This is a genomic window from Pseudomonas sp. K2I15 (genome assembly GCF_002204795.1).
In the GTDB taxonomy this organism is placed as follows: Bacteria; Pseudomonadota; Gammaproteobacteria; order Pseudomonadales; family Pseudomonadaceae; genus Aquipseudomonas.
Map to the genome: position 1 here is coordinate 1 of NZ_NIXO01000098.1, position 11,840 is coordinate 11,840.

Sequence of the window (11,840 nt, forward strand, 5' to 3'; positions counted from 1 at the left end):
TTTGATCTTGATCTTAGGCGCCCCGTTAAACCACGCTGGCCGAACGCAGGTAGTACGGAGCGGGTAAACCGGCAGGACGCCGGTTTAGCCGCGACGGGGCAGGGACGCCCCGTCGCGGCGGCCCGCGTAGTACTACCGGAGCTGAGGGCACACCGAGCCTAAGCGAGGTGCCGAGTGGTGGGGCAAGAGCGTTTTGCTTACTTTTGCGCTTTTCAAAAGTGAGCCGCTGTAAGAGCGGAACCCATATCAGCCATCACCCAAATAACGGATATGCCCCCCATACCGGGGCGCTACAAATTCCGACTATGCCGGTAATCACTGACCGCCTCATACACCGCCTTACGCAACCGATTAATCCCCCCAATCGGCCGATGCGCCTCCACCCCGAACCACGGATTAAACGACTGGTTATCACACGCCAGATTCAACGCCGGCGTATCAAAATCCTGCGCCGGAATCACCACCTTGGCCACCGTCTCAAACGGCACATCACTCTCTTTCCATTCAACGCTGGTGTCCTCGATCGGCATAAACTTCTGCGGATTCTGCCGCTGAATCTGCAGCACAAAACACGCCGCCACCCGGTCAGTCGACAGCTGCTGATTCAACGCACTGCGCAAAAAGTTCGGCAGATCCTGATTCTGTTTAGGCAGCACATACGCAGGACAACCCAGCGGATCCGGCGCCACCCGAAACTTCGCATTCGCCGCCCCAAACTTATACGGCGACACCGAAAAGTAGGTCGTCTGCGTAGGACTCACCGGCGGCGGCGCCAACGTCGCCAACGCGATAAACAGATGCCGCACCTGCCAACTGCGCGGATCCACCCCAGGGAAAAACGCCATGACCTGCTTGCCATCAGCCTGGGCCGAAACGTTCTGCGCATACTCCGCCACGTCACTGACAAAAAAGTTCGGATGACTGAACATCACAAAATCCTGCTCACCCCGCGCCTGCTGATCCGCCAGCAACTGCTTGCCCGGCACATTCAGCAACTTGATCGCCATGCCCCGGGCATCCCGGATACTGTCGAACTGCGGATACGCATTGCCGTTGGACAGCCGCATCATCGCCTGCCAGGTCTTGCCCGGCTCGGCGAATACACCCTGGCGCAGCGCCGGGTCGAGATCCGGCAGCACGCTGACCTCGGCCTTCACACAACCATGGGCCTTGGCATGCGCATCCCGCAAATAGCGCGTGCCTTCGCGGTGTTGATCGACGATGCGCACTGCGGTCTGGATGATGCCCTGGGTCATGGCCGATTCCCCTGGCGGAATCTGTTCATCCGGTGAAACCGGGCCGCTGTGCTGCCAGGCGAACCACAGCGTGGACAACAACCAGCCCAGCAGCCCCAGGCCCACCAGCCACAACAAGGTCTTGCCGAGAAATGCGCCGAGGCGCAGCCAAAGTCGAGCGAGCATTTAAAAATCCTTTTCTGCGAAGTCGGTTGGGTCAGGGCAGTTGCTGTTCCAGCGGGCCGCCCAGCACTTTCAAATATTCCAGCAGCGCCCAGCGTTCCTGGGGCAGCAAGCCTCGGCCAATCACCCCATTGCCACGCTGGCCGGCACGGAACTCGTGGCCACTGTTGTGGTTGCCGGTGATGCGCGTATCGAACAGGAAGGCGTTGGGGAACGCTGCGGTTTGATAGCCCAGGTGGCGCGGGTCGTACTCGAAGGTGCCTTTATAGAAGGTCGGGCTGCGCTCATCCTGGGGCGAAAGCAATTGGTAGATCGTCGGCACCGAACCGTTGTGCAGGAACGGCGGCGTTGCCCACACCCCGGCCAGTGGCCGGGCCTTATAGGCGCGCAGTTCGCGCACGCCGATGGGCAGGCCGAAGCCGTCCAGGCTCGGGCGTTCGGCAGGTGTCACGCCGGCGGCACGGTAGGCGTGGTCTTCGACAAAGGCGGTGATGTAGGCCAGGCCTTTAGCTGAAGAGAGGCTGCGTAGGTCCAGCGGTTCGGTGGGGGTGGGGTGCAATTGGACGTTCATTTTTGCCAGCTCCGCCGGGTCCCATTGCAGGGCGCTGAGGTCGAAGCGGTGGTCAGCGATATTGTTGGCAGTATTGGGGTCGGTGCCGATCACCTCCACCGGGAGCATTTTCAGCTGTCGCACCGGGCGGCCATCGACCAGGGAAACCGTCGGTACGTGGCAGCCGGCGCAGTTTTCGGCGAACAATGCGCGGCCTTGGGCGGCCAGTGGTTTGTCGATGGCGCCGAACAGGTCTTCCGGCCAGGTCGGCGGCTTGAGCCGTTGCAGGGTTTCTTCGATGGTGTTCAGGTCGCGAACCCGCACACTGGAGGCGTAGCGCGCGGCGCCCTTGAGCGGCTGGCCGGCGCTGTCGAAGAAGTTCAGGGTTGCACCTACACCCAAGGCTTCGCCGATATTGCGTGCCATGGGTTGTTGGGCCGAGCCGTTCCATTGCACCCAGTCGAAGGTCCAGATGTCCCACAGTTGCGGGTAGTCCACCGGGGCGTTGGCGATGCGGTAGTTGTCCGGGGAAATGGCGTCGCCGAAGCTCGCGTTGGCGATGCGGCCAAAGGCGTCGGTGCGGCCCGGGCCTTCTTCGGTGGGGTAGAGGCCGCGGTGGGTGTCGTTCCAGGCGACTTTGAGGAAGTTGTTCAGGGACTTTTTGAAGTCCTGGCGCAGTTGCGCGGCGTTCTGGTCGTCGTAGTCGTGGCCCAGGACGGTGCGGGCAAAGCGCTCGAATTTCCACGGGTTGTAGTAGGTCGAGGCAAGGCTGGCCACCATTGCCTGGCCGAAGCTGCCGCCGCGCAGGGTCGGTACGCTGGACGGCAACACATGTTGCGCCGGGCCACCGTCGACCCGCAGGCCCTGGCCTTTGAAGTTCAACTGGCCGGTGTGGCAGGCAGCGCAGGTGATGTCGAGGAACTCATCATTGCTGCCGGCGTTTTTATGCCGGGCGAAACCCACCGGCAGGTTGCCGGGGTTCTGCGCGGTGGGCACCTGTTTGGGGTCTACCAGGAAACCGAAGCGCGCCAGGTATTCGGGCGTAGCGAAACGCTGCTCGGAGAACGGCAGTTCCAGCGCCGTGAACCAGTCATAGCGCAGGCCCTTGACCTGGGTGCCCTGGGGTGTGAAGTAATACGTCTGGCGATCTGCGGCGCTCCATTGATCCTGGTAGTGCACCTGTTCCACCGGCACGTAAACCGGCAGCTTCGGGTTGACCACGTAATAGAGCACCACCGCCAGGACCAGGCCCAGCAGTATGAAAATCATCAGCAAAACACGGGAAAAAATGCGCAAGATAACTATCCTTGTCGAGTTCTAGCGTTCTTATGCCATCAGGCCAGCAGTGCGGCAAGTGGCCATGAGTCTCGTTCCAGCGCTCCTGCTGTCCGTTGCAGGGCCGTAGATTGAATGAAAATGCTTTTAAACACGTGAACTTATCAGAAGTTTCCTGCTCACATGCCGGTAGCCATTGGTCGTGGCCGCCTGATAAGCTCGCGACTTTACTCGAATGCCCTTTTGGCACACGAACAAGGAAATAGCATGAAACAGCATCGGTTGGCGGCGGCGGTGGCCCTGGTTAGCCTGGTACTTGCGGGTTGTGATTCGCAAACCAGCGTAGAGCTGAAAACCCCGGCGCAAAAAGCTTCCTACGGTATCGGCCTGAACATGGGCAAAAGCCTTGCTCAAGAAGGCATGGATGACCTGGACTCCAAAGCGGTAGCCCAAGGCATCGAAGATGCCGTCGGCAAGAAAGAACAGAAGCTGAAAGACGACGAATTGGTTGAAGCGTTCGCGGCACTGCAAAAGCGTGCTGAAGAGCGTATGACCAAGATGAGTGAAGAGTCGGCAACCGCCGGCAAGAAATTCCTCGAAGAAAACGCCAAGAAAGACGGCGTTGTCACCACCGCTTCCGGTCTGCAATACAAGATCGTGAAGAAAGCGGACGGTGCTCAACCCAAGCCTACCGATGTCGTGACTGTTCACTACACCGGCAAGCTCACCAACGGCACCACCTTTGACAGCTCCGTGGATCGCGGCAGCCCGATTGACCTGCCGGTCAGCGGCGTGATTCCTGGTTGGGTCGAAGGCCTGCAACTGATGCACGTTGGCGAGAAGGTCGAGTTGTACATCCCGTCCGACCTGGCCTACGGTGCCCAGAGCCCGAGCCCGGCGATTCCAGCCAACTCCGTGCTGGTATTCGACCTGGAACTGCTGGCCATCAAGGACCCGGCAAAACCTGAAGCAGACGCTGCCAAGTAATTAGCGCCTGAACACACAACGCCCCGTCTCGACGGGGCGTTGTTGTTTCTGGCCTGTGCATAACTTTTCCATTTGAAACCCGCCCACATTCAACCGAACCCACGCGGTCTAGAGCAGTCTGATAAAAGACCCAAGTACGGGTAGACGCAGATTATCTCCAAGTCAATGAATTCTTGGGTTTTTTTTATGTGCGCAAAAAACGCCCGATCTGACTGTAGGCCTTGTATTACGTGGCTTTCAGCCTGGAAAATAGGCTCTGTTCACAAGGTTATCCACAATTTGTGTGGATAACCTTTTCTGTCGCCTGGAACTGGAGTGACGATGAAAGCCCCGTTTAATTTCACCCGCTTCCTGCCCATGGCCGCACGCCTGCTGGGCCGCGGGCGCTTGCCTACGCTGCTGTTCGCGGTCGCCGCCAAAGGCTCCAACCAGGGCAACCGGCTGGGCAAGCTCAAGGACGACCTCAAGTTGCTCCAGGCCTTGTGCCTGGCCTACTGGCGCGGCGAGTACCGGGCCATCAGCCCCAAGGCGCTGATTTCGGTGGTGGCGGGGCTGATGTACTTCCTCAGCCCGATTGACGCGATCCCGGACTTTATCCCGGTGTTCGGCATGCTCGACGACATTGCCGTGCTGGCGTGGGTCATGAAGACCCTGGACGGCGAACTGAGCGCTTTTCGCGCCTGGCGTGAGCGTCAGGTCCCCGAGAAGCTCGCGGTGGTTGAGCGCCTTCCGGCGACGCCTCAGTTGCTTGCGCTGGAAAATCCGCAAAAAAACTGAACCTTGCGAATATCCCCCTGCGCTCTTTGTGGCTGTTAGGATTACACTCCTAAGGAAAGTACTTACAAAGTAAGTGTTGTGATCCTACGGGGCAGTCATGGATATTCAGATAATTACAAAGGATGGCGAACCCGAATACGCGGTTCTGCCATGGGCTCAGTACCAGGCGCTGTTAAAAGCCGCCGGACAGCAACAGCCAACACCCCCTGCTTCGACCATTAGCCAAACCACTGCCGAACCGGATCTGCGCCCCCTGGAGCAGCTGCGAAGCCTGCGCGAGGCCAAGGGCCTGGCCATCGAGACGTTGGCGCGCACAGTGGGCATCAGCCCGTCTTACCTGGGCTTGATCGAAAGTGGTGAACGCCAGCCAGACGCTGCCATCCGCCGCAGTCTGGCTTGGGAGCTGGGCGTTGCAGGTTGGAGGGACGAAACGTGAGCGTACGCATCAGCCGTCAACATTGGGATGGGTTAATCAACGAACTCAACCAGGCGCGCCGACAGCGCCACCTCTTGACCTACCGCGCGTTGCTGGAGCGCCTGCAATTTCCCACGCCGGCCATGCAAACCCTGACCGCCGCGCTGGAACACCTGGCGGCGCTGGATGCCAAGGCTGACCAGCCGCTGCGCAGTTCCCTGGTGATCAGCCAGGGCGCGAGCCGCCTGCCACGTACCGGCTTTTTTGAATGTGTGGAGCGTCTTGGGCGCTTCTGCGGGCCGTCCGATGGCGTGGCCGCGGCGTCGTGGCACGCCTCGGAAGTGGTGCGGGTGTTTGAGTACGATTATCCCGAGTCTGCCGAAGCCTAGCGCTCGGTGTCAGAGGGGTTGCGGTTCTTGCAGCTGCAGACTGTCGATCACATGAATGCTATAGCCCGCCACGTTCTTCGCGTGGTGTTTGGCTTGCGATGCCAGTTCCGCCAACTGGCTGGCATCGAGTTGTCCACAGGCCTGTGGATATAAATGCACCACGCCGATGGACAGTGACAGTAACGCAAACTCCTGGCGCACACCTTGGCGGTTCAGCGCGACAAAACAACCCGCGTCCAAGTGCTCGCTGCGATAGAAGCGCCGGCATTGGGTGTGGAAGTCGTCCAGCAACTGGTTAAGCCGCTTGCGCCAATCCTGCGGCCCCAGCACCAGTAAAAAATCATCACCGCCGATATGCCCGACAAAGTCGCGGCTGGGGTCTACCCGATCGTTCAGGCATTGCGCCAGGCACAACAGCACTTCATCGCCCCGGCCATAGCCGTAGATATCGTTGAACGGCTTGAAGCTGTCGATATCCACGTAGCAGATCACCGACTCACGCTGTTGCTGCAACAGCCTTGTCAGGCACTGCTGGATCGGCACGTTGCCCGGTAACAAGGTCAGCGGGTTGGCATAACGCGCCTGCTGGATTTTCAGCTCGGTAATCAGCTTGAGCACATCGATCACCCGGCCCAGCCCCAGATAATCGCCATTGAGGGTGATGATGAAATCTTCCTCGATCCGCTGGCGTGCGCGGCTGGTAAGCAGGCGACTGACTTGCTGCAAGGACTGGCTCAGTTCCACGGCGAGGAAGTCATCACTCATCAACCGGCTGATGGGTTTGCGGGCGAACAAGTCGGTGGCGAACGGCTTGAGCAGCGCGTCCGACAACGAGTGCCGGTGCACGATGCCAATCGGATGGCCGCGCTCATCCAGCACCGCCAGGGAATTGAGGTTGGCCTGGCGGCGGAAGGCTTCCAGCACCTGCGCCGTGGCGGTGTTCTGGCCCACAGCCGGTTGTTCTTTGAGTAGGGCGCTGAGGTCGCTGCCTTCGTCGTTCAGCGCGATGTTGGCGTTGTCGGGCTTGGGCAGCATCAACCGCGCTTCCTGCGGCGGGTGTTCTTGAGGGCGGCAGAGCAGGTAGCCCTGCACCAGGTCAACGCCCATCTCGGTGAGCACTGCCAACTCTTCCGGCAATTCGATGCCTTCGGCGATGACCTGAGCCCGGGACGCCTTGGCGATTTGCAGGATGGAGCCGACAAACTCGCGCTTGAGGGCGTCCTGGTGGATACCGTCGATAAAATGCCGATCGATCTTCACGTAGTCCGGGCGCAATTCCGACCACAGCCGCAGACTGGAATAGCCGGCACCCAGGTCATCCAGGGCAATCGAAAACCCCATGGCGCGGTAATGATGCAGTGCGGTTTGCAGCAGTTGAAAATCGTCAGTCGGGGTTTGTTCGGTCAGTTCGATCACCACCTGGCTGGGCGGGATGCCGAAGTCGCTGAGCAGTTGCAGGGTACGGCCAGGCTGGTGGGCGGTTTCCAGCAGGGATTCAGGCGAGACGTTGAGGAACAGCTTGCCCGGCAGTTTCTGGTCGCTGAACCGCCGGCAGGCACTTTCGCGGCAGACCATCTCCAGCTCGCTGAGGCGCCCGGCGTGACGAGCCACGGAGAACAGCGCGATGGGGGAGTGCAGCGGGCTATTGGACGGGCCGCGGCTGAGGGCTTCGTAACCGACGATACGTCGTTCGGACAGGGAAATGATCGGTTGGAACAGACTGTGCAAACTGCCTTGAGCCAGGATTGAGCCCAATGCATTCAGCTGTTCGGTCATGGTCATGATTTTCTCTGGTCGAAAAAAAAGGACCTGCTTTGGCAGGCCCTTCATTTCACGACAGAATGATGTCTATTTGATGACACTCCTGGGAGTGATCAGATTAAATCGCCATCATTTACTGCTTGGCCACCGTTTTGCTGATTTTCAAGTAGTCCAGCAGGATCCGCCCGGTCTCGCTCAGGTAGGCATCATCTTCCGGCTTGGTTTTATCAGGCTCGGCGGCGATCGCGTCTTCGTCTTCTTTCTTCAGCTCTTTGAGTGGAGCTTCGCCTTTGGCCTTGCGGCGGGCGTTCTCCAACACCAGTTGCTGATTCTCGATGTCGGTGTGCTGCGCACGGCGGTCGGCTTCGTTCAGGCTGACGGTTTTCTCTTCCATCAACTTCTTGGCCAGGGCCAACTTGTCGCGGATGAAGATGAACTCGGCATCCTTGGCGGAGCGGGCTTCGTGATCAGCTTTCAACTGCGCCACGTATGGTTTGAACGGGTCTACCGCGGGCTTGATCGCAGGACGGATGGTGTCCCACGGCATGGCCTCTGGCAGGGCGCTCTCGCCGATTTCCTTGGTGTCGATGATCGACGGGAAGTCGATATCCGGCAGTACGCCCTGATGCTGGGTGCTCTGCCCGGAAACCCGGTAGAACTTGGCCAGGGTCAGTTTCAGCTCGCCATGGTTCAGCGGCTGGATGGTCTGCACGGTGCCTTTGCCGAAGGTCTGGCCGCCGATGATCAACGCGCGGTGGTAGTCCTGCATCGCGCCGGCGAAAATCTCCGAAGCGGACGCCGAGAGGCGGTTGACCAGCAACGCCATTGGCCCTTTGTAGAAGGCGCCCGGGTTCTCGTCTTCCAGCACGTCGACACGGCCGTCAGCGTTACGCACCAGCACGGTCGGACCCTTGTCGATAAACAGGCTGGTCAGCTCGGTGGCTTCCTGCAGGGAACCGCCGCCGTTGTTGCGCAGGTCAATGACCACGCCGTCAACTTTGTCTTTTTGCAGCTCGGTCAGCAGTTTCTTGACGTCGCGGGTGGTGCTCTTGTAGTCCGGGTCGCCCGCGCGGAACGCCTTGAAGTCCAGGTAGAAGGCCGGGATTTCAATCACGCCCAGCTTGTAGTCCTTGCCGTCCTGCTTGAGGTTCAGGATCGACTTCTTGACGGCCTGGTCTTCCAGTTTTACCGCTTCACGAGTAATCGAAACGATTTTGCTGGTCTGGTCGTTCGGGGCGTTGGTGTGCGGAATCACTTCCAGGCGCACCACGCTGCCTTTCGGCCCGCGGATCAGTTTGACCACTTCGTCCAGGCGCCAGCCGACCACGTCGACCATCTCTTTGTCGGCCTGGGCCACACCGATGATCTTGTCGGCCGGAGCGACCTGCTTGGTCTTGTCGGCCGGACCTGCCGGCACCAGACGCACGATTTTCACCTGGTCGTTATCGCTTTGCAGGACGGCACCGATGCCTTCCAGCGACAGACTCATGTTGATATCGAAATTTTCCGCGTTATCTGGCGACAGATAATTGGTGTGCGGGTCGTAGGACATCGCGAAGGTGTTGATGTAGGCCTGGAAGATATCTTCGGCACGGGTCTGATCCAGACGTGCCAGTTGATTCTTGTAGCGCTTGGTCAACAGCTCTTGAATGGCCTTCGGCTCTTTGCCGGCAATCTTCAAGCGCAGGACCTCATCCTTGACGCGTTTGCGCCACAGGTCGTCCAGCTCGGCTTCGGTGGTCAGCCAAGGAGCGTCCTTGCGATCAACCAGCAAGGTCTCTTTCTGGGTGAAGTCGAGCTTGTCGACGCCCTTGTTCAGCTCACCAATGGCGAAGTCCAGACGCGCTTTGACGCGGTCCAGGTAACGCTTGTAGATGGTGAAGCCGGGCTGCAGGTCGCCGCTCTTGAGGAAGTCGTCGAACTGCGTCTTCCACTTGTCGAACTCGGTGATGTCGCTGGCCAGGAAATAGCTGCGCGAGGGATCCAACAGCTTGAGGTAGCTGTCGTAAATGATCACCGAGCGAGCGTCGTCCAGCGGCGGCTTGCTGTAATGATGGCGCTTGAGCAATTCAACGACGTTAAGGCTCGCAATCACCTCATCGCGATCAGGCTGAAGGTTGTCCCAGCTGTTGGCTGCGAACGTATTGCTCGATAGCGGCAAAAGGCCGATACCTATAAAAAGAGCGAGGGCGGTGCTGGGGAACAAATGCTTCATGCTGATTCGACGCGGGGGCAATTGATAACGCATATTAGGCCGTCTTTGAAGTCGCCGGTTCCATATGGGCCGGTCGCATAATGCAAAAAGCCCGGCGCTACAGCAGCGGGCTCAGTCCAGACTCACTATGGAGGCACTGTGAAAGCATTGCAAGGCGTTGAAGGTCATGTGGAGTGGGTTGAAGAGCCAAGTCCTACATGTGATGTAGGCCAAGTACGCATTCGTGTGGCGGCTGCGGGCCTGAATCGGGCTGATTTATTACAGCGTTCAGGGCTTTATCCGCCGCCTCCGGGCGCCAGCCAGGTGCTGGGCCTGGAGTGTTCAGGGGTGATCAGCGAAGTTGGCGCTGGCTCGTCGTGGCAAGTGGGGGATCGGGTTTGCGCGCTGCTGGCGGGCGGCGGGATGGCGGAAGAAGTGGTGGTGGATGCCCGTCATGTGCTGCCGGTGCCGGAAGGTGTGTCCCTGGTGGAAGCGGCGGGATTGCCCGAGGTGTACAGCACTGCGTGGCTGAATTTGTTCCAGTTGGCGGGCCTCAAGCCTGGCGAGAAGGTGTTGTTGCATGCCGGCGCCAGTGGCGTGGGTTCGGCGGCGATCCAGCTGTGTAAGGCGTTTGGCAGCCCGTGCTGGGTCAGCGTGGGTTCGGCGGATCGCCTGGCGTACTGTGAGGCGCTGGGGGCCCAGGGGGGTGTGGTACGTACCGACGGCATCGAGGGCTTGAGTGATTTTGGCCCGTTTGATGTGATTCTTGACCCGGTGGGTGGCAACTACGCGGCGCTGAACCTGAAACTGGCAGCTCGTGATGGGCGTTGGGTGTTGATTGGGTTGATGGGTGGCCGTGAGGCGCAGCTCGACTTGGCGCAGGTGTTGGCCAAGCGTGTGCAGGTGTTGGGATCGACGTTGCGTAGCCGGGATGATCAGTTCAAGGCTGACCTGTTCAGTGACTTGAGCCAGCATGTATGGCCGTTGTTTGCCGAAGGCCGTTTGAGTCCGCAACTGGCCAAGACATTTCCTATCAAGGATGCCGAGGCTGCGTTTGCGGAACTGGCGACCAATCAGATTTCCGGGAAGCTGGTGTTGGTGATCGACGAGAGTCTGACCTGATTTCAGATGCATCATTTGTGTTGGGGTTGAGTTGGGCTGGGTGTATATCCGTTATTTGGGTGATGGCTGATATGGGTTCCGCTCTTACAGCGGCTCACTTTTGAACAGCGCAAAAGTAAGCAAAACGCTCTTGCCCCACCACTCGGCACCTCGCTGTGGCTCGGTGTGCCCTCAGCTCCGGTAGTACTACGCGGGCCGCCGCGACGGGGCGTCCCTGCCCCGTCGCGGCTAAACCGGCGTCCTGCCGGTTTACCCGCTCCGTACTACCTGCGTTCGGCCAGCGTGGTTTAACGGGGCGCCCAAGATCAAGATCAAGATCAAGATCAAAAGCAAGAGCACAGCGGCCTACCGGCCGGCTTGAGTGTGGTGAAGCAAAATCAAAAGCTAAAGCGGGCACGGTTCAAATGTGGGAGCGGGCTTGCTCGCGAAGGTCGTTAACGATAACGCGTGTTTTCTGGATGAACGCGGCGCCCTCAGGTTTTTCGCGAGCAAGCCCGCTCCCACAGAAAAGCAGCTCTGCTTTCGCTCTGGACCTTGCCCTTGACCTTGCTTCTAACACTCAAGCCGGCCGGTAGGCCGCTGTGTTCTTGATCTGCTTTTGATCTTGATCTGACTGCCCCATTCAGCCCGAGGCCGAACGCAGGTATTGAGGAGCGGGTAAACCGGCAGGACGCCGGTTTAGCCGCGACGGGCCAGGGACGGGCCGTCGCGGCGGCCCGCTTCGCGGTGCCGGAGTGAGGGAACGCCGAGCCTAAGCGAGGCGCCGACAGGCGGGGCGGAGCGTTTTGCTTACTTTTGCGCTTTTCAAAAGTGAGCCGCTGTAAGAGCCATGCCTTTCAAGGTCTTGGTTTAAAACCCCGTTTAAAGTCATGTTCAAGTCCGTTTATCCGACTTGGCAGCCTTAAGCACACGAGCTGTTGAGACATGCGCCCGCGCCGCCTTACCTTCCAGC

At 59.5% G+C, this 11,840-nt stretch carries 9 protein-coding genes; 5 read left to right on the forward strand and 4 right to left on the reverse strand.

Annotation, left to right across the window (positions count from 1 at the left end):
- Window positions 1–290 precede the first annotated feature (290 nt).
- Together CEC48_RS29510 and CEC48_RS29515 are read right to left on the reverse strand one after the other, a co-directional pair.
- Window positions 291–1,421, reverse strand: a complete 1,131-nt coding sequence (locus CEC48_RS29510) for a catalase family protein (protein WP_088427041.1) — start codon at window positions 1,419–1,421, stop codon at window positions 291–293.
- A 31-nt stretch (window positions 1,422–1,452) separates the two neighbouring features.
- A complete protein-coding gene (locus tag CEC48_RS29515; protein WP_088427042.1) occupies window positions 1,453–3,264 on the reverse strand; it encodes a di-heme-cytochrome C peroxidase in 1,812 nt (603 codons plus the stop codon).
- A 246-nt stretch (window positions 3,265–3,510) separates the two neighbouring features.
- On the opposite strand from CEC48_RS29515, the gene CEC48_RS29520 reads away from it, so the two are divergent.
- The 4 genes from CEC48_RS29520 to CEC48_RS29535 all read left to right on the forward strand — a co-directional run bounded on the left by CEC48_RS29520 (window position 3,511) and on the right by CEC48_RS29535 (window position 5,811).
- A complete protein-coding gene (locus CEC48_RS29520) occupies window positions 3,511–4,230 on the forward strand; it encodes an FKBP-type peptidyl-prolyl cis-trans isomerase (RefSeq protein WP_088427043.1) in 720 nt (239 codons plus the stop codon).
- Between the two features lie 321 nt (window positions 4,231–4,551).
- A complete protein-coding gene (locus CEC48_RS29525) occupies window positions 4,552–5,007 on the forward strand; it encodes a YkvA family protein (RefSeq protein WP_088427044.1) in 456 nt (151 codons plus the stop codon).
- 97 nt (window positions 5,008–5,104) lie between these two features.
- Window positions 5,105–5,443, forward strand: a complete 339-nt coding sequence (locus CEC48_RS29530; RefSeq protein WP_088427045.1) for a helix-turn-helix transcriptional regulator — start codon at window positions 5,105–5,107, stop codon at window positions 5,441–5,443.
- Window positions 5,440–5,811: a hypothetical protein gene (locus CEC48_RS29535; protein ID WP_088427046.1), complete on the forward strand. Its 372-nt coding sequence runs from the start codon at window positions 5,440–5,442 to the stop codon at window positions 5,809–5,811. Before CEC48_RS29530 ends, CEC48_RS29535 begins: the two co-directional genes overlap by 4 nt.
- Window positions 5,812–5,820: 9 nt before the next feature.
- On the opposite strand, the gene CEC48_RS29540 is transcribed toward CEC48_RS29535, so the two are convergent.
- Complete coding sequence (locus tag CEC48_RS29540) at window positions 5,821–7,593, reverse strand: bifunctional diguanylate cyclase/phosphodiesterase (RefSeq protein ID WP_088427049.1); 1,773 nt, start codon at window positions 7,591–7,593, stop codon at window positions 5,821–5,823.
- A 112-nt stretch (window positions 7,594–7,705) separates the two neighbouring features.
- A complete protein-coding gene (locus tag CEC48_RS29545) occupies window positions 7,706–9,787 on the reverse strand; it encodes a carboxy terminal-processing peptidase (protein WP_176438804.1) in 2,082 nt (693 codons plus the stop codon).
- A gap of 138 nt (window positions 9,788–9,925) precedes the next feature.
- Between CEC48_RS29545 and CEC48_RS29550 the strand changes: the two genes are divergently transcribed.
- Entirely contained in the window at window positions 9,926–10,888 is a 963-nt protein-coding gene (locus tag CEC48_RS29550) for a zinc-binding dehydrogenase (protein ID WP_088427048.1), read from the forward strand.
- Window positions 10,889–11,840: the final 952 nt, after the last annotated feature.

What these genes read in the sequence shown, in the direction of transcription:
- CEC48_RS29510 (WP_088427041.1), bottom strand. Translation starts at nt 1,421, where the DNA reads ATGCTCGCTCGACTTTGGCTGCGCCTCGGCGCATTTCTCGGCAAGACC.
- CEC48_RS29520 (WP_088427043.1), top strand. Translation starts at nt 3,511, where the DNA reads ATGAAACAGCATCGGTTGGCGGCGGCGGTGGCCCTGGTTAGCCTGGTA.
- CEC48_RS29525 (WP_088427044.1), top strand. Translation starts at nt 4,552, where the DNA reads ATGAAAGCCCCGTTTAATTTCACCCGCTTCCTGCCCATGGCCGCACGC.
- CEC48_RS29530 (WP_088427045.1), top strand. Translation starts at nt 5,105, where the DNA reads ATGGATATTCAGATAATTACAAAGGATGGCGAACCCGAATACGCGGTT.
- CEC48_RS29540 (WP_088427049.1), bottom strand. Translation starts at nt 7,593, where the DNA reads ATGACCATGACCGAACAGCTGAATGCATTGGGCTCAATCCTGGCTCAA.
- CEC48_RS29545 (WP_176438804.1), bottom strand. Translation starts at nt 9,787, where the DNA reads ATGAAGCATTTGTTCCCCAGCACCGCCCTCGCTCTTTTTATAGGTATC.